23 protein-coding genes and 1 riboswitch are annotated in these 22511 nt (G+C 71.3%); of the genes, 17 read left to right on the top strand and 6 right to left on the bottom strand.

Going from position 1 to position 22511, the window contains the following annotated elements; genetic code table 11:
• The first annotated feature begins 17 nt into the window (after positions 1-17).
• From ACFZP7_RS24310 to ACFZP7_RS24320, 3 genes are all read left to right on the top strand, one after another.
• Positions 18-818, top strand: coding sequence for a peptidoglycan-binding protein (locus tag ACFZP7_RS24310; protein ID WP_030970707.1), 801 nt, complete (start codon positions 18-20; stop codon positions 816-818).
• Positions 815-1612, top strand: coding sequence for a DUF2690 domain-containing protein (locus tag ACFZP7_RS24315; protein WP_385635691.1), 798 nt, complete (start codon positions 815-817; stop codon positions 1610-1612). The genes ACFZP7_RS24310 and ACFZP7_RS24315 overlap by 4 nt, the downstream gene beginning before the upstream one ends.
• Before the next feature lie 219 nt (positions 1613-1831).
• On the top strand, positions 1832-2146 hold the full coding sequence (locus tag ACFZP7_RS24320; protein ID WP_107053340.1) for a hypothetical protein: 315 nt from the start codon (positions 1832-1834) through the stop codon (positions 2144-2146).
• Between the two features lie 74 nt (positions 2147-2220).
• Here the strand turns inward: ACFZP7_RS24320 and ACFZP7_RS24325 are convergent, their stop codons facing one another.
• The 4 genes from ACFZP7_RS24325 to gcvT all read right to left on the bottom strand — a co-directional run bounded on the left by ACFZP7_RS24325 (position 2221) and on the right by gcvT (position 6608).
• Positions 2221-3588 carry an L-serine ammonia-lyase gene (locus ACFZP7_RS24325; RefSeq protein ID WP_030970714.1) on the bottom strand — a complete coding sequence of 456 codons (1368 nt, stop codon included), beginning with the start codon at positions 3586-3588 and terminating at the stop codon, positions 2221-2223.
• A gap of 102 nt (positions 3589-3690) precedes the next feature.
• The gene (gene glyA, locus ACFZP7_RS24330) at positions 3691-4953 is read right to left on the bottom strand and encodes a serine hydroxymethyltransferase (RefSeq protein ID WP_046248338.1); all 1263 of its coding nucleotides are present in this window, start codon (positions 4951-4953) and stop codon (positions 3691-3693) included.
• A gap of 14 nt (positions 4954-4967) precedes the next feature.
• Positions 4968-5345: a glycine cleavage system protein GcvH gene (gcvH, locus tag ACFZP7_RS24335; protein WP_019329726.1), complete on the bottom strand. Its 378-nt coding sequence runs from the start codon at positions 5343-5345 to the stop codon at positions 4968-4970.
• Positions 5346-5474: 129 nt separating this feature from the next.
• Positions 5475-6608: a glycine cleavage system aminomethyltransferase GcvT gene (gcvT, locus tag ACFZP7_RS24340; protein WP_385635693.1), complete on the bottom strand. Its 1134-nt coding sequence runs from the start codon at positions 6606-6608 to the stop codon at positions 5475-5477.
• 160 nt (positions 6609-6768) lie between these two features.
• Positions 6769-6862: riboswitch (glycine riboswitch) on the bottom strand.
• 179 nt (positions 6863-7041) lie between these two features.
• On the opposite strand from gcvT, the gene ACFZP7_RS24345 reads away from it, so the two are divergent.
• The 9 genes from ACFZP7_RS24345 (at position 7042) to ACFZP7_RS24385 (ending at position 17093) form a co-directional block, all read left to right on the top strand.
• Positions 7042-7710, top strand: a complete 669-nt coding sequence (locus tag ACFZP7_RS24345; RefSeq protein ID WP_019329728.1) for an AAA family ATPase — start codon at positions 7042-7044, stop codon at positions 7708-7710.
• Between the two features lie 79 nt (positions 7711-7789).
• Positions 7790-8557 (top strand): enhanced serine sensitivity protein SseB, encoded by a 768-nt coding sequence (locus tag ACFZP7_RS24350; RefSeq protein ID WP_031020036.1) that lies wholly within the window; start codon positions 7790-7792, stop codon positions 8555-8557.
• A gap of 124 nt (positions 8558-8681) precedes the next feature.
• The gene (locus tag ACFZP7_RS24355; RefSeq protein WP_030970730.1) at positions 8682-9479 is read left to right on the top strand and encodes an enhanced serine sensitivity protein SseB C-terminal domain-containing protein; all 798 of its coding nucleotides are present in this window, start codon (positions 8682-8684) and stop codon (positions 9477-9479) included.
• A gap of 315 nt (positions 9480-9794) precedes the next feature.
• Entirely contained in the window at positions 9795-10802 is a 1008-nt protein-coding gene (locus tag ACFZP7_RS24360; RefSeq protein WP_030970732.1) for an ABC transporter permease, read from the top strand.
• A gap of 70 nt (positions 10803-10872) precedes the next feature.
• Positions 10873-12672, top strand: a complete 1800-nt coding sequence (locus tag ACFZP7_RS24365; protein ID WP_355515579.1) for an ABC transporter substrate-binding protein — start codon at positions 10873-10875, stop codon at positions 12670-12672.
• A gap of 106 nt (positions 12673-12778) precedes the next feature.
• Entirely contained in the window at positions 12779-13777 is a 999-nt protein-coding gene (locus tag ACFZP7_RS24370; RefSeq protein ID WP_046248335.1) for an ABC transporter permease, read from the top strand.
• A complete protein-coding gene (locus ACFZP7_RS24375; protein WP_019329734.1) occupies positions 13774-14871 on the top strand; it encodes an ABC transporter ATP-binding protein in 1098 nt (365 codons plus the stop codon). The genes ACFZP7_RS24370 and ACFZP7_RS24375 overlap by 4 nt, the downstream gene beginning before the upstream one ends.
• Positions 14872-14906: 35 nt before the next feature.
• Positions 14907-16325, top strand: coding sequence for an ABC transporter ATP-binding protein (locus ACFZP7_RS24380; protein ID WP_385635699.1), 1419 nt, complete (start codon positions 14907-14909; stop codon positions 16323-16325).
• A gap of 81 nt (positions 16326-16406) precedes the next feature.
• On the top strand, positions 16407-17093 hold the full coding sequence (locus tag ACFZP7_RS24385) for a trimeric intracellular cation channel family protein (RefSeq protein ID WP_019329736.1): 687 nt from the start codon (positions 16407-16409) through the stop codon (positions 17091-17093).
• Here the strand turns inward: ACFZP7_RS24385 and ACFZP7_RS24390 are convergent.
• Positions 17071-18273 carry an erythromycin esterase family protein gene (locus tag ACFZP7_RS24390; RefSeq protein WP_385635701.1) on the bottom strand — a complete coding sequence of 401 codons (1203 nt, stop codon included), beginning with the start codon at positions 18271-18273 and terminating at the stop codon, positions 17071-17073. The genes ACFZP7_RS24385 and ACFZP7_RS24390 overlap by 23 nt on opposite strands.
• 60 nt (positions 18274-18333) lie before the next feature.
• On the opposite strand from ACFZP7_RS24390, the gene ACFZP7_RS24395 reads away from it, so the two are divergent.
• A complete protein-coding gene (locus ACFZP7_RS24395; protein ID WP_355161339.1) occupies positions 18334-19065 on the top strand; it encodes a TioE family transcriptional regulator in 732 nt (243 codons plus the stop codon).
• A gap of 50 nt (positions 19066-19115) precedes the next feature.
• Positions 19116-19976 carry a thioesterase family protein gene (locus tag ACFZP7_RS24400; RefSeq protein ID WP_125538460.1) on the top strand — a complete coding sequence of 287 codons (861 nt, stop codon included), beginning with the start codon at positions 19116-19118 and terminating at the stop codon, positions 19974-19976.
• Positions 19977-20024: 48 nt separating this feature from the next.
• Here ACFZP7_RS24400 and ACFZP7_RS24405 read toward each other — a convergent pair whose 3' ends face one another.
• Positions 20025-20660 carry a TetR family transcriptional regulator gene (locus tag ACFZP7_RS24405; RefSeq protein WP_385635705.1) on the bottom strand — a complete coding sequence of 212 codons (636 nt, stop codon included), beginning with the start codon at positions 20658-20660 and terminating at the stop codon, positions 20025-20027.
• Positions 20661-20775: 115 nt separating this feature from the next.
• Here ACFZP7_RS24405 and ACFZP7_RS24410 point away from each other — a divergent pair, with 115 nt between their 5' ends.
• From ACFZP7_RS24410 to ACFZP7_RS24420, 3 genes are all read left to right on the top strand, one after another.
• Positions 20776-20943 (top strand): hypothetical protein, encoded by a 168-nt coding sequence (locus tag ACFZP7_RS24410; protein ID WP_031020026.1) that lies wholly within the window; start codon positions 20776-20778, stop codon positions 20941-20943.
• A gap of 35 nt (positions 20944-20978) precedes the next feature.
• The gene (locus ACFZP7_RS24415; RefSeq protein ID WP_019329742.1) at positions 20979-21245 is read left to right on the top strand and encodes a hypothetical protein; all 267 of its coding nucleotides are present in this window, start codon (positions 20979-20981) and stop codon (positions 21243-21245) included.
• A gap of 90 nt (positions 21246-21335) precedes the next feature.
• Positions 21336-22505, top strand: coding sequence for a cysteine desulfurase family protein (locus ACFZP7_RS24420; protein ID WP_019329743.1), 1170 nt, complete (start codon positions 21336-21338; stop codon positions 22503-22505).
• The last annotated feature ends 6 nt before the right edge of the window (positions 22506-22511 follow it).

The raw sequence follows: 22511 nt of genomic DNA on the forward strand, positions 1-22511 counted from the left end.
AGGGGGAGGAGTTGCCGATGGCTCAGTGGAAGGAACTGCCGGACGCACTCGATGAGCCGGGGCGTCAGTTCGTGGCCGAGTTACGCCGACTGAAGAGCGGCAGCGGTCTCAGCCTCGCCGCCCTGGCGGACCGGACGAGTTGCAGCAAGTCGTCCTGGGAGCGGTATCTCAACGGCTCGTACCTGCCACCGGCCGTTGTGGTGGAGGAGTTGGCCCGGCTCGGCGGTGGGGACGTGGACCGGGCGCTTGCTCTGCGGTCCCTGGCGGAGGACAGCTGGTCGGCGGGCGGCGGGGCGGGCAGCGCGGTCACGCCGGACGCCCTGCCCGGGCCGGGGGACGCCGAGTCCGTCGGCCCCGCGGACCAGGACGCGGCCCCGGCCGCCCCGCCCCGGCGGCCGGCGCGCCGTACCGCCCTCGTCGCGGCCACGGTCGCCACGCTGGGGACACTGGCCGCGGCCACGGTGTTCCTGGTCTCCCGTGAGTCGAGCGGAGCCGTGAACGGCGACGACCGCCGCGGTGAGAAGGCAGCGTTCGTCTTCGAACCGGGCCGGACCCACGCCTGCGACATCCACCGCGAAGACGGCCTCCTGCACGCCGGGCACAGCGACACGCGCGACGCCCTGCTCCAGCAGATCTCCACGAGTTGGGACGTGGTCGAGGCCCAGTGTCTCCTGGCACACCGCGGCTACTCACCGGGCCTGGTCGACGGCGCCTACGGTGCGGAGACGGAGAAGGCGGTCAAGCGCTTCCAGGAGGCGGCCGGTCTCGTCACGGACGGGCACATGGGCCCCCACACCTGGGAAGCCCTGCGCCGGTGACGCACCGGAGCGGGCCGGAACACGGTCTTCTCGTCCTCGCGCGCGAGTTGGCCGTGCTGCGCGCGCGTACGGGTCTGAGCCTGGACGCCCTCGCCCGGCGCACCACGGCGAGCAGGTCCTCGTGGCACCGCTACCTCAACGGAACGCTGCTGCCTCCGCGTGCGCTGGTCCAGGAGCTGTGCGCGCTGGCGGACGAGCCCCCCGGCCGACTGCTCGCCTTGTGGGACCTCGCGGCCGAGCCCGGAGGCCCGCCCCCGCCGCCACCCCCGCCGTCCGAGCCCGGCCCGCGGCAGTCCCGGCCCGTCCGGGAACGCGCCCGCCCGCGCTTGCGCCGCCCCGTGCTGACGACCGTGTTCGCCGGTGGGCTGGCACTGGTGGCCGTGCTCGCGGCGGTCAGCCTCCCGCGCGACTCCGCTTCCGATTCCCGGCCCGAGCCTCTGCGCCCCGGCTGCACGGGGGCGGAGTGCACCGGTCGTTCCTCCCAGCCCCAGGCGTGCGCCATCGCGGGCTCCGGCACCCGCACGGTCGCCGAACGGCGCCCCGAACGGGGACCGTCCATGGACATCCGGTACAGCCCGTTCTGCGAGGCGAGTTGGGCGCGGATCTGGTTCGGCCGGGTCGGTGACCGCGTCGAGATCAGCGCTCCGGGCCAGGGCACGCGCTGGACCGAGATCAAGGACAGATTCGACGCCGAGGGCTACCTCTCCACTCCCATGGTCGGCGGTGGTCCCGAAGGCCTGAGGGCCTGTCTGATCCTCGGCGACACGGCGGAGCGCCACTGCCTCACGTCCTAGTGGACGACGCCCTGGGGGGACCCGAGGAAGCGGCCCTGTCCCACGCCGTCCCGCGCGTCCCTCCTCGTCCCTCTCCGAGCCCCGTCACCGCAGGTCACCGCGTGGGACGTCCTCTCTCGCGAGCTGACGGCGGCGATCGCCCCCGGGCCGTGTCTTACTGGAGAAGCCGCAGGCCACGGGGGTACTGCGGATCTGCGCCACACACCGCATAGGAGCAGCATGAGGTCACGTAAGTCGTTGGTCGGCTCGCTCGTAGCCGCGACCGTTCTCAGCGCGGGCATGGGCGTCACCGCCGCCGCGCCGGCCCAGGCCGCGGGCAAGGCGAGGCCGGTGCCCAGTTGCGTGAAGACCGCCACGTTCAACCAGCCCAGCGTCTACACCGTCCAGGTGAGGAACACCTGCAAGGGCGCGATGAAGGTCAAGGTCCAGATGAAGTACGGCACGGACCACCCCTGCACCACGATCGCGAAGGGCAAGACCGTCCACTTCAACAGCAAGGGCATCAAGGTCTACAAGGCGACCGTCCGCTGCTGACCGGACGTTCGCCGGCGCTCCGGCCCGGGCGGGTGCCGCACCTCGCGGCGCCCGCCCGGGCGAGTCGTTTCCGCTCAGCACTCGATGATGTTGACCGCCAGCCCGCCCCGCGCCGTCTCCTTGTACTTGACCGACATGTCGGCGCCGGTGTCCTTCATGGTCTTGATGACCTTGTCCAGGGACACCTTGTGGGAGCCGTCGCCGCGCATCGCCATCCGGGCCGCCGTGACCGCCTTGACCGCGGCCATGCCGTTGCGCTCGATGCACGGGATCTGGACCAGGCCGCCGACCGGGTCGCAGGTGAGGCCGAGGTTGTGCTCCATGCCGATCTCCGCGGCGTTCTCGACCTGCTCCGGCGTGCCGCCCAGCACCTCGGCCAGCGCGCCGGCGGCCATGGAGCAGGCGGAGCCGACCTCGCCCTGGCAGCCGACCTCGGCGCCGGAGATGGAGGCGTTCTCCTTGAAGAGCATGCCGATGGCGCCGGCGGCGAGGAGGAAGCGGACCACGCCCTCCTCGTCGGCGCCGGGGACGAAGTTCATGTAGTAGTGCAGGACCGCGGGGATGATGCCCGCCGCGCCGTTGGTCGGGGCGGTGACGACCCGGCCGCCGGCGGCGTTCTCCTCGTTCACGGCCATCGCGTAGAGGGTGATCCACTCCATCGCCAGGGCCTGCGGGTCGCCCTCGGAGCGCAGCTTGCGGGCGGTGTTGGCGGCGCGGCGGCGGACCTTGAGGCCGCCCGGCAGGATGCCCTCGCGGGACATGCCGCGGGAGACGCACGCCTGCATCACGCGCCAGATCTCCAGCAGGCCCTCGCGGATCTCGTCCTCGTCGCGCCAGGCCCGCTCGTTCTCCAGCATCAGCGCGGAGATGGACAGGCCCGTCTCCCGGGCGAGGCGCAGCAGCTCGTCGCCGGTGCGGAAGGGGTACTTCAGCACGGTGTCGTCGAGCACGATGCGGTCGGCGCCCACCGCGTCCTCGTCGACGACGAAGCCGCCGCCGACCGAGTAGTAGGTCTTGGTCAGCACCTCGGCGCCCTCGGCGTCGTACGCCCACAGGGTCATGCCGTTGGCGTGGTAGGGGAGGGCCTTGCGGCGGTGCAGGACCATGTCGTCGTCGTAGGAGAAGGCGATCTCGTGCTCGCCGAGGAGGCTGATGCGGCCGGACGTCCTGATCGTCTCGACGCGGTCGTCGGCCGTCTCCACGTCCACCGTGCGGGGGGAGTCGCCCTCCAGGCCGAGCAGCACCGCCTTGGGCGTGCCGTGGCCGTGGCCGGTGGCGCCGAGCGAGCCGTACAGCTCGGCGCGGACCGAGGCGACGGAGCCCAGCAGCTCCTCGTTGCGCAGGCGGCGGGCGAACATGCGGGCCGCGCGCATCGGGCCGACCGTGTGGGAGCTCGACGGGCCGATGCCGATCGAGAACAGGTCGAAGACCGAGATGGCCACGGGGGACTCCTCAGAACGGGGGTGGTGCAGAGGTGGTGCTTCGGGGGGTGGGGTGCCGTGCCCGCTCGTGACGGGCACGGCACCCCTGTGCACACGCGGTGTCTACTTGTTCAGACCCGGGTACAGCGGGTGCTTGTCGGCCAGGGCCTTCACCCGGGCCTTGAGGGCCTCGGCGTCGTAGGACGGCTTCAGCGCCTCGGCGATCACGTCCGCGACCTCGGCGAAGTCCTCGGCCGTGAAGCCGCGGGTCGCCAGGGCCGGCGTGCCGATGCGCAGACCGGAGGTCACCATCGGCGGACGCGGGTCGTTCGGGACGGCGTTGCGGTTGACCGTGATGCCGACCTCGTGGAGGCGGTCCTCGGCCTGCTGGCCGTCCAGCTCGGAGTCGCGCAGGTCGACGAGGACCAGGTGGACGTCCGTGCCGCCGGTCAGGACCGACACGCCCGCCGCCTTCGCGTCGTCCTTCACCAGGCGCTCGGCGAGGATGCGGGCGCCCTCCAGCGTACGACGCTGGCGCTCCTTGAAGTCCTCGCTCGCGGCGACCTTGAAGGCGACGGCCTTGGCGGCCACCACGTGCTCCAGCGGGCCACCCTGCTGACCGGGGAAGACGGCGGAGTTGATCTTCTTGGCCAGCTCGGCCGTGGAGAGGATCACACCGCCGCGCGGGCCGCCCAGCGTCTTGTGGGTGGTGGTGGTCACGACGTGGGCGTGCGGGACCGGGTTCGGGTGGAGGCCCGCCGCGACCAGACCGGCGAAGTGCGCCATGTCGACCATGAGGTACGCGCCGACCTCGTCGGCGATCTTGCGGAACGCGGCGAAGTCCAGCTGCCGCGGGTAGGCCGACCAGCCGGCCACGATCAGCTTCGGCTTGTTCTCCTTGGCCAGGCGCTCCACCTCGGCCATGTCGACCTGGCCGTCGTCGCCGACGTGGTAGGCGACGACGTTGTAGAGCTTGCCGGAGAAGTTGATCTTCATGCCGTGGGTCAGGTGCCCGCCGTGGGCGAGGTTCAGACCCATGATCGTGTCGCCCGGCTTGAGCAGCGCGAACATCGCGGCCGCGTTGGCCTGGGCGCCCGAGTGCGGCTGCACGTTGGCGTGCTCGGCGCCGAACAGCGCCTTGACCCGGTCGATGGCGATCTGCTCGACCACGTCGACGTGCTCGCAGCCGCCGTAGTAGCGGCGGCCGGGGTAGCCCTCGGCGTACTTGTTGGTGAGGACCGAGCCCTGGGCCTCCATGACCGCGACGGGGGCGAAGTTCTCCGAGGCGATCATCTCGAGGGTGGACTGCTGGCGGTCCAGCTCGGCGTCGACGGCGGCGGCGACGTCGGGGTCCAGCTCGTGCAGGGGGGTGTTCAGAAGCGACATGCGGGCGTGACTCCTCAGCCGGCGGTGAAGGCGGTGTACTCGTCGGCGGAGAGCAGGTCGGCCGGCTCGTCCGTGATCCGCACCTTGAACAGCCAGCCGCCCTCGAAGGGGGCGCTGTTCACCAGCGACGGGTCGTTGACGACGTCCTCGTTGACCTCGGTGACCTCACCGGAGACGGGGGAGTACAGGTCGGAGACGGACTTGGTCGACTCCAGTTCGCCGCAGGTCTCGCCCGCGGTCACCGAGTCGCCGACCTCGGGGAGCTGGACGAAGACGACGTCACCGAGCGCGTTGGCCGCGTGCTCCGTGATGCCGACCGTCGAAGCGCCGTCCTCGGCGGCCGACAGCCACTCGTGCTCCTTGCTGTAACGCAGCTGCTGGGGGTTGCTCATGGCCTGAATTCTCCTGTACGCGGGAAAATGCTGGTGACGGGGGTGATGCGAGAGGGCCGCCGAAACCGCTGGTGAGCGGCGGTCGCGGGCGGCGGGCGCGCGGAGCGGCGGGGCCCCGCCGCCCAGTGTCTACTTCTGGCGCTTGTAGAAGGGCAGCGCCACGACCTCGTACGGCTCGTGGCTGCCCCGGATGTCCACGCCGACACCCTCGGTGCCCGGCACCGCGTGCGCGGGGTCGACGTAGGCCATGGCGATCGGCTTGCCCAGTGTCGGGGACGGGGCGCCCGAGGTCACCTCGCCGACCACCTCGCCGCCGGCGACGACCCGGTACCCGGCGCGCGGGACCCGGCGGCCCTCGGCGACCAGGCCCACCAGGACGCGGGGCGGGTTCTGCTCGGCCCGGGAAGCGGCCTCGGTGAGCGCGGCGCGCCCGACGAAGTCGCCCTCCTTCTCGAACTTCACCACCCGGCCGAGCCCGGCGTCGAAGGGCGTCAGCTCGGTCGTCAGCTCGTGCCCGTACAGCGGCATGCCCGCTTCCAGACGGAGCGTGTCGCGGCAGGACAGGCCGCAGGGGACCAGCCCGGCGCCCTCGCCCGCCTCGGTCAGCGCCCGCCACAGCTCCACGGCGTGCTCCGGCTTCACGAACAGCTCGAAGCCGTCCTCGCCGGTGTAACCGGTGCGGGCGATGAGCGCGGGGACGCCCGCGACCGTGCCGGGCAGTCCGGCGTAGTACTTCAGGCCGTCCAGGTCGGCGTCGGTGAGGCTCTTGACGATGGCCGGCGACTCGGGGCCCTGCACCGCGAGCAGCGCGTACGCGTCGCGGTCGTCGCGGACCTCGGCGTCGAAGCCGGCGGCCCGCTCGGTCAGCGCGTCCAGCACCACCTGGGCGTTGGAGGCGTTGGCGACCACCATGTAGTGGGAAGAAGTGGCCTCGGCCTCGCCGAGCCGGTAGACGATCAGGTCGTCCAGGATGCCGCCGTCCTCACGGCAGATCATGGTGTAGCGGGCGCGGCCCGGCTTCACACTGCCGATGTTGCCGACCAGCGCGTAGTTCAGCAGATCGGCGGCCTGGGGGCCGGTGACCGTGATCTCGCCCATGTGGGAGAGGTCGAAGAGCCCGGCGCGGGTGCGCACCGCGACGTGCTCGTCGCGCTCGGAGCCGTAGCGCAGCGGCATGTCCCAGCCGGCGAAGTCGGTCATCGTCGCGCCCAGCGCGCGATGCGTGGCGTCGAGCGCGGTACGGCGGAGTTCTGTACTGCTCATCGGTCGGTCGTCTCCCAGGACAGGACGGCACGGGCGAGGTCGTTCCTCCCCATCTGTCATCGGAACCTGAGAGGTTCGCCACGACCACCGGAGTACGGCGATCAGGGCTTGCACCTTGGGTGGGGCCGCCGTCGGGCGGCGGCCCGCTTTTCAGATGTGCCTCGCCCGCGCGGTAACGGTGCCTGAGAGATTCAAGGGAGGGACTTGCTCCTTCGGCGCCCCGGCGCGGCCGGGGACTCTCCCGCGCGGATTCAAACGGCCGGTATGCAGTTGGCGCCGCCATCATTGCACGCCCCGCCGATCCGTGGCAGACCGTGATCTGTAACCGGCCTGTGGCAGTAAGCGAACGAAAACGCGAGACCTGCGCATTACCTTCTCTTTACACTCGACGGGGATGGGAACTCGTGAACCGCCCCAGGGGAGGACGATCACGGTGAACAGGACCACGGCGTACGCCGCCACTTCGGGTCTCGCGCTGCCCGAGCAGCCCGTCGCCCCGGCCCCGGAGGCGTGCGCCGAGCTGCCCGCACCGGTCGTCCGCGACCTGCGGGACCGGGAGGGCCGCAGCCCGCACGCCCTGCTCTTCGGACCCCGGGACCTGGTGGTGATCACCGGTCTGCCCGGCAGCGGCAAGTCGACGCTGATGGAGCGCACCGTGCGCGGCACCCGCGTCGACTCCCAGGACACCCGCGACCGCTGGGAGCGCCGCATGCCGCGCTTCCTGCCGTACGCGCTCTACCGCCCCCTGGTCCGTCTCGCCCACTACGCCGGGCTGCGCAAGGCCGTGCGCTCCGGCGAGGGCGTCGTGGTGCACGACTGCGGCACGCAGTCCTGGGTGCGCGCCTGGCTCGCCCGCGAGGCCCGCCGCCGCGAGGGCACCCTGCACCTGCTCCTGCTCGACGTCGGTGCCGACGAGGCCCTGGCCGGCCAGCGCGAGCGCGGCCGGGGCGTGTCGCGGTACGCCTTCCTGCGCCACCGCACGGCCAACGCCCGCCTGCTGCGCGCGGTGACCGAGGGCACCCTGCCGGCCGGCTGTGCGTCGGCGATCCTCCTGGACCGGGCGGCGGCCGACACGCTCCACCGGATCGCGTTCACGGGGTGACGCACCGTAGGGCCCTGCGGTCGAACGGGTTAGCCTTTTCAGCCACAGCAGCGGTACCAGGCAGGCGGTAGGTAGGCAGATGGACTTCCCGGCACAGGCGCACCCCCACCCGCACGGCGGGTGGCCCGGCAACGAGCTGGAGGAGGTGCTGTCCGCGTCCCTCGGCGTCCCGTCCGCCGGCGGACGGATCGTGGAGGTGCTCGGCCGGAGCTTCCTGTGGATACCCCTGCCCAACGGCGGCGGACCGCACAGCGGTCCGCTCGACCTGCCCACGCTGGAGATCGAGGGCCAGGCCTACGTGCCGGTGTTCAGCTCCGAGGAGCAGCTCCGCCAGGTCGCCGGCGCGCAGATGGCGTACACCATCGCCCCCGCGGTCGAGTTCGCCCGGGGCCTGCCCCCGCAGGTCGGCGTCGTCGTCAACCCGGAGGGCGTGGTCGGCGTCCCGCTGCCGCCGCCCGCCGTGGCCGAGCTGTGCCGGGCCGGCCGCACCCCGCTGGACGGACCCGCCTCGGGCGGCCGGGTCCGCCTCTTCGAACCGGACTGGCAGGACGACCCGGTGGACTTCCTCGCCGCCGCCTCCGCCGAGTTCGCCGCCACCGGCGTCGTCCGCACCGCACGACGCTGCATGGCCGCCATCGAGACCGCCGACCCGGTCATGTTCGTCGGCGTCGAACTCGCCCACTGGGAGGGCGACGCCCGCGCCCTCCCCCTCGACGCCCTGGGCCGGGCCCTCGCCAAGGCCCCTCTCAAGACCCAGGTCAACCTGGTCCTCCTGGAGGCGGCCCAGGACCCGGTCTGCGACTGGATGCGGACGAACGTCCGCCCGTTCTACGACCGCGACCTGTGACACCGGCGGGGGCCGTGCCGGGCGGGGGAGGACGGACGGCACCCCCGAGCGCACAGGCGTCCCCCGCCCGGCGGAGCCTTAAGCTGGGTTCACAACAGGGGAACTTCTCGAAGGGGCGATACACGTGAGCGCCAGCGGCACCACGACCGGACAGGTCGAGCACATGCTGCGCCAGGTGACCCCCGGGCGCTACGACGCCTACGAGGCCCTGCTGCGCGCGCTCGCCACCCCCGCCTCCGGCCAGGTCTGGATGCTGCTCTGGCACGGTCAGGCAGGCTCCCCGGACGCCCAGTACGGGAAGATGGAGGTCGACGGCTTCGGGTACGCCCCCTGCGTCACCTCCGCCCAGGAACTCTCCGCCAGTGGCTGGAACCGCTCGTACGAGGTGGTCGACGGACTGGAGGTGGCCCGCGCCCTCTACCCCGACCACTACGGCCTGTGGCTCAACCCGCACGCCCCCGGCGGCGGCGTCGGCATCCCGTGGCTCGACCTGCGCCGCATCGCCTCCGGCCTGGACCGCCAGCCCGCCGGCCCCCTGCGCCTGTCCGAACCGGCCATCGAGATCCCGCAGTTCTACGCCCTGCTCGCGCAGAACGCCCACCGCACCCCGGCGGTCCGCGCACTGCGCCGCGCCTGGGTGCAGCCGGCGCTCGGGGCGCCCTACCTCGCCATCGGCCTCGACGTGTACGACACCTCCCCGCCGGCCGTCGACGCGGTGCGCGCCATGATGCAGCAGTCCGTCGGCGCGGTCCCGGAAGGTCTGCCGGTGTCGACGGTCGCGATGACGGACACCCACGATCCGGTCGCCATGTGGCTGCGCGCCCGCACCCGTCCGTTCTACGACCGCGAAGCCCACGGGGCCGCCCCCGCCCCGGCGCCCGCGGGCGGGTACGGATACCCTCCGGCACAGGGCCGGTACTGACGGTTCCGCGACCCGCCCCGCTCCCGGTGGGAGGACATCTTCGCGCGTAGACGAAGGCGGTTGGCGACACTGTGCCGTAGATGTCCCAACTCGTCCGCGTCCGGCCGCCGTTACCCACTGTCCGGATAACGGAACACCTCAAACAGCATCACGGTTGCGCATCCTTTCCCTGTCAAGTCTGGCTACAGATCGCCAAAGCGTTGAAGACTCCCGCAGCAAGGGGTGGCTGTTCGCCCCTGTGTACGACGGACTGATCACGCCGCTACAGCGGCAAGTGCGGGCCGGCTACCGCCGGTTGAGAGGGGTCCCTGCCAGATGACGGCACCATTGCACGAGCCGACCGCGGAAGCGGCCCCGAGTGCGGCCGAGGAGGCGGCGGTCGCCGGCGCCGAGGCCAAGGCGGTTCAGGGGCGCTCCCTCGGCCGCATCGCCTGGGAGCGCCTGAAGCGGGACAAGCTGGCCCTCACGGGCGGCATCGTCGTGCTCTTCCTCATCGTGGTCGCGATCCTCGCGCCCCTGATCACCTCCCTCTACGGCCAGGATCCCAACGAGTTCCACGAGGACCTGATCGACCCGCTGTTCGGCACCCCCACCGGCTCCCTGGGCGGCATGAGCGGCGAGCACTGGCTGGGCGTCGAGCCCGTCAACGGCCGCGACATCTTCGCCCGCATCGTCCACGGTGCCCGGATCTCGCTCCTGGTCGGCTTCCTGTCCGCCATCGTGGCCGTGATCATCGGTACCGTCCTCGGTGTCCTCGCCGGCTTCTTCGGCGGCTGGGTCGACGCCCTCATCAGCCGGGTCATGGACGGCCTGCTGGCCTTCCCGCAGCTGCTGTTCATCATCGCGCTGGTCTCGGTCATGCCGGACAGCATGCTGGGCCTCAGCGGCACCGGTGTCCGCCTGCTCATGATGATCCTGGTCATCGGCTTCTTCGGATGGCCCTACATCGGCCGTGTGGTCCGCGGCCAGACCCTGTCCATGCGCGAGCGGGAGTACGTCGAGGCGGCCCGGTCCCTGGGTGCCGGACGCTTCTACATCCTGTTCAAGGAACTGCTGCCCAACCTGGTCGCGCCGATCATCGTCTACACCACGATGATGATCCCGACCAACATCCTCACCGAGGCCGCACTCAGCTTCCTGGGCGTGGGCGTCAAGCCGCCCACCTCCTCCTGGGGGCAGATGCTGTCGAGCGCGATCGACTACTACAAGTCGGATCCCATGTACATGGTGATCCCGGGTGTGGCGATCTTCATCACCGTTCTTGCCTTCAACCTCTTCGGTGACGGCGTACGCGACGCGCTGGACCCGAAGGGCTCCCGCTGACCTGCCGTACCGCAAAGCGACCCGTGGCACCTGCACGGGGTCTCTCATCTAATCCGGAGGATCCGAGATCGTGACTACCCAACGCACCTCAGGGCGGCGCAAGCAGGCTTTGGCCGCTGCCGCAGTGGTCGCCGCGCTGCTGACCACGGCGGCGTGCGGCGGCGGCGGAGACGACAGCAACGGCGGCTCGAAGAACGGCGCGCCGGGCTTCGACGCGGCCAACAACAAGGTCGCCCAGGCCTCCGCGGCCAAGAAGGGCGGCACCCTGAAGTTCGCCAGCTCGCAGGACGCCGACTCGTGGGACACCACGCGCGGCTACTACGGCTTCATGTGGAACTTCTCCCGCTACTACAGCCGCCAGCTCGTCACGAACAAGACGGAGCCGGGCAAGGCGGGCGCCGAGGTCACCCCCGACCTCGCCACCGGTCTCGCGAAGGTCTCCGACGACGGCAAGACCTACACGTACACCCTGCGTGACGGCGTCACCTGGGAGGACGGCAAGCCGATCACCTCCAAGGACGTCAAGTACGGCATCGAGCGCGTCTGGGCGCAGGACGTGCTGTCGGGCGGCCCGACGTACCTCAAGGAGGTGCTCGACCCCAAGGACGAGTACCAGGGCCCCTACAAGGACAAGTCCAAGGACAAGCTGGGTCTGAAGGCGATCGAGACGCCGGACGACAAGACCATCGTCTTCAAGCTGCCCGAGGCCAACTCGGACTTCGAGGAGATGCTGGCGCTGACCTCGGCGTCCCCGGTCCGCCAGGACAAGGACACCAAGTCCAAGTACGGCCTGCGCCCGTTCTCCTCGGGCCCGTACAAGTTCGAGTCCTACAACCCCGGCAAGGACCTGACCCTGGTCCGCAACACCGAGTGGAAGCAGGAGTCGGACCCGGTCCGCAAGGCGTACCCGGACAAGATCACGATCAAGTTCTTCTCCAACGCCAACGACCTGGACGCCCGTCTCATCGCGGGTGACTACGACCTGGACCTCGCCCAGACCGGTCTGTCCCCGCAGGGCCGCACCACCGCCCTGAAGGAGCACAAGGCGAACCTGGACAACCCGGTCTCCGGCTACATCCGCTACGCGACCTTCGCGCAGAACGTGAAGCCGTTCGACAACATCCACTGCCGCAAGGCGATGCTCTTCGGCGCCGACCACGTCTCGCTGCAGACCGCGCGCGGCGGCCCGGTCGCCGGCGGCGACATCGGCACCAACATGCTGCCGCCGTCCGTCCCGGGTTCCGAGGGCCAGAAGTACGACCCGTACGGCATGGCCGGTGAGAACAAGAAGGGCAACGTCGAGAAGGCCAAGGAAGAGCTGAAGGCCTGCGGCAAGCCCAACGGCTTCAAGAGCAAGATCGCGGTCCGGAACAACAAGCCGGTCGAGGTCGCCACCGCCGAGTCGATGCAGGCGTCGCTGAAGAAGGTCGGCATCGACCTGGAGATCGAGCAGTACGACGGCTCGCAGTACGCCAGCGTCGTCGGCAGCCCCTCCAACGTGGCCAAGAAGGGCTACGGCGTCATCATCATGGGCTGGGGCCCCGACTTCCCGTCCGTCCAGGGCTACGGTCTGCCGCTGTGGCACAGCGACTACATCCTCGACAGCGCCAACAACAACTTCGCGCTGATCAAGGACGAGAAGATCGACGGCCTGTTCGCCGACTACCTGACCGAGCTGGACGACGCCGGCAAGGCCAAGATCGCCACGGAGATCAACCACAAGGTGATGGAGGGCGCGTACTACCTGCCCTTCGTCTTCGAGAAGTTCATCAACTGGCGCTCGAACAACCTGGCGAACGTGTACACCACCGACGGCTACAGCGGTATGTACGACTTCGTCAACCTCGGCCTGAAGAACCCGAAGAAGTAACCGGCACACCCGCCGTACGGCACGAAAGGCAGGTGAAGGCCGGCGCGGCGTGACCGCGGGCCCGGGACGATCTCCTGGGCCCGCGGTCCGCAGCGGGCCGCACGCTGTGCTCGCTTACCTCATCAGGCGGCTGTTCGCCGCCGCAGTGATGCTGGTGGTCATCATCCTGGTGGTCTTCTGCATCTTCTTCCTCGTCCCCAAGTGGGCGGGCGTCGACATCGCCCTGAACTACGTGGGCAAGCAGGCCGGCCCCGACGCCGTCGAGGCCGTGCGGCAGAAGCTGAGCCTCGACGACCCGGTCGTCGTCCAGGCATGGGAGTTCATCAAGGGCATCTTCGCGGGGCGCACCTACGCCTCCGGCGGTGACGTGACCAACTGCTCCGCGCCGTGCTTCGGATACTCCTTCAAGACCGAGCAGGCCGTCTGGCCGGTGCTGACCGAGCGTTTCCCGGTGACCCTGGCCCTCGCTCTCGGTGCCGCCGTGCTGTGGCTGATCTTCGGCCTCGCCGCCGGTGTGCTCTCCGCCCTCAAGCGGGGCACCCTGTGGGACCGCGGCGCGATGATCGTCGCGCTCGCCGGCGTCTCCCTCCCCATCTACTTCACCGGTCTGCTCAGCCTGGCGATCTTCTCCTACGGCCTGGGCTGGATCGACGGCGAGTTCGTGCCCCTGGAGGACAGCCTCACCGGCTGGCTGGGCGGCATGATCCTGCCCTGGGTCACCCTGGCCTTCCTGTACGCCGCGATGTACGCCCGGATCACCCGGGCCACCATGATGGAGATCCTCGGCGAGGACTACATCCGCACCGCGCGCGCCAAGGGCCTGAGGGAACCGGTCGTCATCCGCAAGCACGCCATGCGGTCGACGCTGACCCCGCTGCTCACCATGCTCGGCATGGACCTCGGCGCCCTCATGGGCGGCGCGATCCTGACCGAGACCACGTTCAGCCTCCCCGGCCTCGGCCAGAAGGTCCTGGACGCGATCCAGAACCAGGACCTGCCGTTTATCCTGGGCGTCACCCTGATCACTTCTCTCGCGGTGCTGATCGCCAACCTCGTGGTGGACGTCCTGTACGCCGTGATCGACCCCCGAGTGAGGCTCGCATGACCGAACTCAGCAAGAGCGGAGCCGCCGTGGGCGAGCCCACCGGCACCTCGGCCGCGCCGAGCGCCTTCCTGGAAGTACGCGACCTCAAGGTGCACTTCCCGACCGACGACGGCCTGGTCAAGTCCGTCGACGGGCTCAGCTTCCAGCTGGAGCGGGGCAAGACCCTCGGCATCGTCGGCGAGTCCGGTTCCGGCAAGTCGGTGACCTCGCTCGGCATCATGGGCCTGCACACCGCCGGCCAGTACGGCAAGCGCAAGGCCCAGATCTCCGGCGAGATCTGGCTGGACGGCACCGAGCTGCTCTCCGCCGACCCGGACCACGTGCGCAAGCTGCGCGGCCGGGAGATGGCGATGATCTTCCAGGACCCGCTGTCCGCGCTGCACCCGTACTACACGATCGGGCAGCAGATCGTGGAGGCGTACCGCATCCACCACGACGTGGACAAGAAGACCGCCAAGCGCCGCGCCGTGGAGATGCTGGACCGTGTCGGCATCCCGCAGCCCGACAAGCGGGTGGACAGCTACCCGCACGAGTTCTCCGGCGGTATGCGCCAGCGCGCGATGATCGCGATGTCGCTGGTCAACAACCCCGAACTGCTCATCGCGGACGAGCCGACCACCGCCCTGGACGTGACCGTCCAGGCGCAGATCCTCGACCTCATCCGGGACCTGCAGAAGGAGTTCGGCTCCGCGGTCATCATCATCACCCACGACCTCGGTGTCGTCGCCGAGCTGGCCGACGACCTCCTGGTGATGTACGGCGGCCGGTGCGTCGAGCGGGGCCCCGCGGAGAAGGTGTTCTACGAGCCCCGGCACCCCTACACCTGGGGTCTGCTCGGCTCGATGCCGCGGCTCGACCGCGACCAGCAGGAACGCCTCATCCCCGTCAAGGGGTCCCCGCCCTCCCTGATCAACCTCCCGTCCGGCTGCGCCTTCAACCCGCGCTGTCCGTACGCCGACGTGCCCAAGGACGACGTCACCCGCACGGTCCGCCCCGAGCTGACCGAGGTCGGCAGCAAGCACTGGGCCGCCTGCCACATGTCGCAGGAGCAGCGGGAGCGGATCTGGACCGAAGAGATTGCGCCGAAGCTGTGAGCGACGAAGCAAAGGCAAAGGCAGAGGACGAAGCGGTGACCATCCCCGCACAGAGCGACGGCTCGGCAGGCACTGCCACCCTCACCGAGGGTGCCGCCCGCGGCGAGACCCTGCTCAAGGTGACCGGGCTGCAGAAGCACTTCCCGATCAAGAAGGGCCTGCTGCAGCGCCAGGTCGGCGCGGTGCGCGCCGTCGACGGCATCGACTTCGAGGTCCGCTCCGGTGAGACCCTCGGCGTCGTGGGCGAGTCGGGCTGCGGCAAGTCGACCATGGGCCGGCTGATCACCCGGCTGCTGGAGCCGACCGCCGGCAAGGTCGAGTTCGAGGGCAAGGACATCACCCACCTCGGGGTCGGCGGCATGCGCCCGCTGCGCCGCGACGTGCAGATGATCTTCCAGGACCCGTACTCGTCGCTGAACCCGCGTCACACCATCGGCACGATCGTCAGCGCCCCCTTCAAGCTCCAGGGCGTCGAGCCCGAGGGCGGGATCAAGAAGGAGGTCCAGCGGCTGCTGTCGGTGGTCGGTCTCAACCCCGAGCACTACAACCGCTACCCCCACGAGTTCTCCGGCGGTCAGCGCCAGCGCATCGGCATCGCCCGCGCGCTCGCGCTCAACCCCAAGCTGGTCGTGGCCGACGAGCCGGTCTCCGCGCTCGACGTGTCGATCCAGGCCCAGGTCGTCAACCTCCTCGACGACCTCCAGCAGGAGCTGGGCCTGACGTACGTGATCATCGCGCACGACCTGTCCGTCGTCCGGCACGTCTCGGACCGGATCGCGGTGATGTACCTCGGCAAGATCATGGAGCTGGCCGACCGCGACCTGCTCTACAAGTCGCCGATGCACCCGTACACCAAGGCCCTGATGTCCGCGGTCCCGATCCCGGACCCGGCTCGCAAGGCCGCCAAGAGCGAGCGCATCCTGCTCAAGGGCGACGTGCCCTCGCCGATCTCCCCGCCGAGCGGGTGCCGCTTCCACACCCGGTGCTGGAAGGCGACGCAGATCTGCGCCACGACCGAGCCGCCGCTGAAGGAGCTGCGCCCCGGACAGCAGGTCGCCTGCCACCACCCGGAGAACTTCGAGGACCAGGCCCCGCAGGACGTCGTCCTGCTCTCCGACGCCAAGGAGGCGGCGGAGCTGGTGGCCGAGGACGCGCTCGCGGAGTCGGCCCGGACCTCGGCGGCGGTGGCCGCGGAGGTGGAGGCCGCGGAGGCGGAAGCCGCACAGGCGGAGACTCCGGAGGCCGAGGGCGAGACCGAGGCCGCCGAGTCCGGGAAGAAGAGCACCGAGTCCGCGAAGACGACCCCGGAGTCCGTGAAGACGGCTCCCGAGGACGGCGAGAAGAGCACCGGGTCCCCGAAGAAGAGCACCGGGGACGCGGAGAGCACCGAGAGTGCCGAGGGCACCGAGAGTGCCGAGAGCGCCGACGAGGAGCCTCCCGCCAAGGAGAAGTGACCTCGCGGTGTCCCTGCCGCGCCGCTGAGCCCCCGCCTTCGTTTGCAAGGTGGGGGCTCAGCGGCAGGTGAGAATGGCAGGGTGTACGAGCAACTCTTCACCCCCACCGTCCAGCACACGCTCGACCTGGTCGGCATCTTCGTCTTCGCCATCTCCGGCGCGCTGCTGGCCGTACGCAAGAACTTCGACGTCTTCGGCATCGCCGTCCTCGCCGAGGTCACCGCGCTGGGCGGGGGGCTGTTCCGGGACCTCGTCATCGGGGCCGTGCCGCCCGCGGCCTTCACGGACCTCGGGTACTTCGTGACCCCGCTGTTCGCCACGGCGCTGGTCTTCTTCCTCCACCCCCACGTGGAGCGCCTGCAGACCGGCGTGAACGTCTTCGACGCGGCCGGCCTCGGCCTGTTCTGCGTCGCCGGCACCACCAAGGCGTACGACTACGGACTGGGGCTGACCGCCTCCGCCTGCCTGGGCCTGGCCACCGCGGTCGGCGGCGGCGTCCTGCGGGACGTGCTCGCCAACGAGGTGCCCTCGCTGCTGCGCTGGGACCGCGACCTGTACGCCGTCCCGGCGATCGTCGGCGCCGCCATGGTCGCCGTGTGCATCCGCTACGAGGCCCTCACCCCGGTGACCAGCGGCCTCGCGGTGGTCACCGCCTTCGTCCTGCGCCTGCTCGCCCTGCGCTTCCACTGGCGGGCCCCGCGCGCCTGGAACCGGCGGTCGACGGTGGTCGAGGGGACCGAGGGCGCTACCGCTCGGGGACGTCCCTGACGAACACCACCGCGTCGATCGCGGGCAGGTGCCGCGGGTCGAGCGAGGCGTAGCCGAACCACGGGGACTCGCGCGGAGCGGGTGGTGTGTCGCCGAGGGCGGCGGCCAGCGACGCGGCGTCGACGAGGCAGCGGTCGTCCGGGAGGGCGTGCAGGAGCCCTTCGAGGGTCCCGGGCGGCGGTGTGCCCACCCCCCGGTGCCGGATCGTGCCGAGGGCCGTGGCCACGAAGGCGTACTCGCTGCCGAGCCGGGCGCTCACCAGTGCGCCGGCGCTCCACCACTCCACCGGCCCCTGCCACATGCGCATGCTGCTCTTCTCCCGCTGGAGATGCGCGTTCTGGGCGTGCACCAGCACCGGTCCGCGGCGGGCCAGGGCGAGGAGGTTGCCGGCCATCATCCGGTCCCGCAGGCCCAGCAGCCGGTTCATCCGGGCCGGCGAGGGGTCGGCCATCCAGTGGTGGTAGCGCAGCAGGCCGGTGGCGGTACGGCCGTACAGGCGCAGGCGCTCCCAGGCGTCCCGCGAGTCCGACGCGAGGAGCCGGGGCGTCTGCTCGTCGAGCAGCGACACCAGGTCGTCGGCGAGCAGGCGCAGCTCGCGGGCCTCGGCCGACCGGCCGGCGGACCGGGCCGGGTCCGTCATCGCCGCGGGGTCCGTCCACCGGTCGTCGGTGCCGAGGAGCCGGTCGAGGTCGTCGGCGGTGCAGGGGAGGAGGTCCGCGTCGCCCCGGGCGGCGAGGGCCCCGTGGAGGGCGGTGAGGGCCTGCCGGGGGCTCGCGGCGTGGGTGATCTCCAGCGGGCCGTCGAAGCCGGCGAAGCGCACCTGCTCGCAGGCGGGCCGGCCCTCGTTGTGGGCGCGCATCCAGCGTACGAGGGCCCGGTTGGCCGCCGAGGCGCCGAACCCGTGACTGAAGCCGCGCTCCATGACCTCGTCGAGGGTGCCCGTCCCTTGGGAGACGTAGTCGTCGACGACCAGTCCGGCCAGGCAGTCGCTCTCCAGCGCGATCGTCCGGTAGCCCTCCTCCTCGACCAGTCGCCGGAACAGTTCGTTGCGCACCTCGAGCAGGGAGTCCTCGCCGTGGGTCGGCTCGCCCAGTGCGAGCACCCGGGGGCGGGCCGGCAGCAGCTCCATGAGGGCGGCCGCCCCGACGGCACGGGCGGTGTCCTTGATGTCGATTGGCATACCTTCAACGCTATCGTTGAACTTTCGGTGTAAACCTGGCCGCGATAACCTCCTGGTCCCATGGCCGCAAGGACGGAAAACCCTCAAAGCGACGGACACCTGAGGCCGGTCGATCTGGCGCGCGGGCACGGTCTGTCCACCCAGGCCGTCCGCAACTACGAGGAGTCCGGCATCCTCCCGGCCGCCGACCGCACCGCCGGCGGCTACCGCCGCTACACCCCGCTGCACGCGCGGGCCCTCGCCGCCTTCCTGGCCCTGGTGCCGGGCCACGGGCACCGGACCGCGGCCTCGGTCATGCGGGCCGTGAACCGGGACGCGTGCGGCGAGGCGTTCCGGATCATCGACGAGAGCCACGCCCAGCTGCTCACCGACCGGCAGACGCTGGGGGCGGTCGAGCGAGCCGTGCGCGACCTGGCGTCCGGAACGAGGGCGCGGGGGCCCGGCCGGGGCGGCGTGTTCATCGGGCCGCTGGCACGGGAGCTGGGCGTCCGGCCCGCGACGCTGCGCAAGTGGGAGCAGGCCGGACTGGTCCGCCCGCACCGCGACCCGCTGACCGGCTACCGGGTCTACGGCGAGGCCGAGGTGCGGGACGCCCGTCTGGTCCACCAGCTCCGGCGGGGCGGGTACCCGCTGGAGCAGATCGCGCCGGTGATCGACCAGGTGCGCGGGGCGGGCTCCCTGGAGTCGCTGGAGGCCGCCCTGCGGGAGTGGCACGACCGGGTCGCGGCCCGAGGACGGGCGATGCTCGCGGGCGCCGCCGAACTGGAGGCGTACCTGCGGGAGCGTTCCTGAGACCTGGAGAAAAGCTACCGCTTAGTAATTGCGTGTTGTACCGTACAGCCATGCCAGAAGCAGCCTCCGCAGCGGCCACGCGGGCCACCATCGGCGACAGCGAGTTCGACCGGGACACCGCCCTCACCCGGCGCGCCCCCGGCGTCTACGACATCGACCTCTCGGCCGGCTGGACGATCATCAGCGCCGTCAACGGCGGCTATCTGCTGGCCGTCCTGGGCCGTGCGCTGGGGGACGCCCTTCCGCACGGCGACCCCTTCACCATCTCCGCGCACTACCTCACCGCGTCCCGGCCCGGCCCTGCGGTCGTGCGCACCGAGACCGTCCGGACCGGCCGCACCCTCTCCACCGGCCAGGCGTCCCTCTTCCAGTACGACGACGAGGGCAACGAGATCGAGCGCATCCGCGTCCTCGCCTCCTACGGCGATCTGGACGCGCTGCCCGACGACGTCCGCACCTCCGCGAAGCCGCCCGCGCTCCCGCCGATGGACCAGTGCTTCGGGGCCGAGGACGGCCCCGCCCCCGTCGACGGCAGCTCGGCCATCGCCGACCGCCTGATGCTCAAGCTGGACCCCGCCACCCTGGGTTGGGCGCTCGGGCAGCCCTCCGGCCGGGGCGAGATGCGGGCCTGGTTCGGGCTCGCCGACGGCCGGGACGCCGATCCCCTCTCGCTGCTCCTCGCGGTGGACGCGCTGCCGCCGACCGCCTTCGAGCTGGGGCTGAAGGGCTGGGTGCCGACGGTCGAGCTGACCGTGCACGTGCGATGCCGTCCGGCCCCCGGGCCCCTGCGCGTCGCCATCACCACCCGCAACCTCGCCGGCGGCTTCCTGGAGGAGGACGCCGAGGTCTGGGACAGCGCCGACCGCCTGGTCGCCCAGTCCCGCCAGCTCGCCCGGGTCCGCCTCGGCTGACCGGGGCCCTGCCCGGCGGAGGGGCGCCGGCGGAGACGCCGGCGCCCCTCAGTCCAGCCAGTGCCGGCGGCCGACGCTGATCAGCCGCATCTGACGCGCCGCGGTCTCCGCCGCGCGCCGGCGCTCCTCCTCCGGCGCCCCCGGAACCTCCAGCGTCTCCAGGAACAGCGAGGCCGTGGCCAGCATCTGGTCCACGTACAGACCCGCGAGCATCAGCAGGTCGGCCTCGCTCCAGCCGCGCGACACCGGGTCCTTGACCAGTTCGTCCTTCACCTCCCCGGCGAAGCGGGCCAGTTGCTCCCGTATGGCGTCCCGCACCGGCCGCACCCCGCCGTGCCGTTCCCGTGCGACGAAACGCACGTGCGCCGGGTGGGCGGCCACATGACCGGCGATCAACTCCACCGCCCGCGCGATGCGTTCCGCGCTGTCCTCGTCCGGTGCCACGGTGGCCCGGATCATCGGGTGCAGGCTTCCCAGCGCCTCCTCGACCAGCGCCACGCCCAGGTCCGCCGTGGAGCGGAAGTGTCGGTAGAAGGCGGTCGGCGCGACGCCCACCGCGCGGGTGACCTCCCGCAGTCCCAGACTGCTCAGGCTCTGGTCCTCCAGCAGAACGAGCGCCGCGTCCAGCAGGGCCTGCCGGGTCTTCTGCTTCTGGGCCTGGCGAACGCCGGAGGTGTGACTCATGCCATGCAGTTAACAACTGTTCTCTGTAATTGAAAAGTCGTGGAGCGCGCTAGACTGGGAAGTCAGTGAACAAGTGTAACTACAAGCGTTCACCGAAGGTTGGGGGATCCGCTCCATGCTGTTTCTCGTCGCCGCACTCCTGCTCCTCGGCGTGGTCCTGGGCACCGTCGCCCACGCGCCGCTGACCTTCTCCGTCGCCACCGGCCTCGTCATCGCCGTATGGCTCGGCGTCTTCGCGATCCGCGAACGGCACGGCCGCCGACGGAGCACCTCCGCCCACTGACGCACGGTCCACCGACGCACGGCAGGGAGAACACCATGCAGCTCACCGCACCGGCCGGCCGCCGAACCGGCATCCGGGACACCGACGGCATGGCCGTCGCCTCCTTCGTCCTCGGACTGCTCGGCCTGCTCGTCCTCAACGTCGTCCTGGGCCCGATCGCCATCGTCCTGGCGAGCCTGGCCCTGTGGCGGGGCACCGCCCGCCGGGGCCGGGCCCTGCTCGGACTCGGTCTGGGCGTCGCCGACCTGGTCGTCCTGGCGGCGTTCATGTCCGCGGACAACACGATGTCCTGGAGCCTGTGAGCCACCGCACCACCGCGTCCCGGCGACTCGGCGACGAGGCCAACCTTGGTCTGAGGCCGGGCGGGAGCGCCCCGTAGAATCGGGCTCACCATGGCTTACCTCGACCACGCCGCGACCACCCCGATGCTCCCCGAGGCGGTCGAGGCACTCACCGCGCACCTGAGCGCCACCGGCAACGCCTCCTCCCTCCACGCGTCCGGCCGCCGCGCACGGCGCACCGTCGAGGAGGCCCGCGAGACGCTCGCCGAGGCCCTCGGCGCCCGGCCCAGCGAGGTGGTCCTCACCGCCGGCGGCACCGAGGCGGACAACCTCGCCGTCAAGGGCCTGTACTGGGCCCGCCGGGACGCCGACCCGGCCCGCACCCGGGTCCTGGCCAGCCCCGTCGAGCACCACGCCGTCCTCGACGCCGTCCACTGGCTCGGCGAGCACGAGGGCGCGACCGTCGAGTACCTGCCGGTCGACGCCCACGGACGCGTCCACCCCGAGGCGCTGCGCGAGGCCATCGCCCGCGACCCCGGCGACGTGGCCCTGGCCACCGTCATGTGGGCCAACAACGAGATCGGCACGATCATGCCGGTCCGTGAACTCGCCGACGTGGCCGCCGAGTTCGAGGTGCCGCTGCACGCCGACGCGGTCCAGGCGATCGGTCAGCTCCCGGTCGACTTCGCCGCCTCCGGGCTCGCCGCGATGACGGTTTCCGGCCACAAGATCGGCGGCCCCTACGGCATCGGCGCGCTGCTGCTCGGCCGTGAGTACAGCCCCGTACCGGTCCTGCACGGCGGCGGCCAGGAACGCCACGTCCGCTCCGGCACCCTCGACGTCCCCGCCATCGCCTCCTTCGCGGTCGCCGGCCGCCTCGCCGCCGGGCAGCGCGAGTGGTTCGCCCGGGAGATCGGCGCCCTGCGCGACGCCCTCGTCGACGCGGTCCGCGCGGCGGTGCCGGACGCGATCCTCGGCGGCGACCCGGCCCCGGAAGGCCGCCTGCCCGCCAACGCCCACTTCACCTTCCCGGGCTGCGAGGGCGACTCCCTGCTCCTCCTGCTCGACGCCCAGGGCATCGAGTGCTCCACCGGCTCCGCCTGCACCGCGGGCGTCGCCCAGCCCAGCCACGTCCTGCTGGCCACCGGCACCGATCCCGACCTGGCCCGCGGCACCCTGCGCTTCTCCCTCGGCCACACCTCCACCGAGGCTGACGTCGAGGCCCTCGCCAAGGCCATCGGCCCGGCGGTGGAGCGGGCGCGGGCGGCGGGGCTCAGCTAGCCGACG

Source organism: Streptomyces sp. SudanB5_2050, from assembly GCF_964272335.1.
Lineage (GTDB): Bacteria > Actinomycetota > Actinomycetes > Streptomycetales > Streptomycetaceae > Streptomyces > Streptomyces rochei.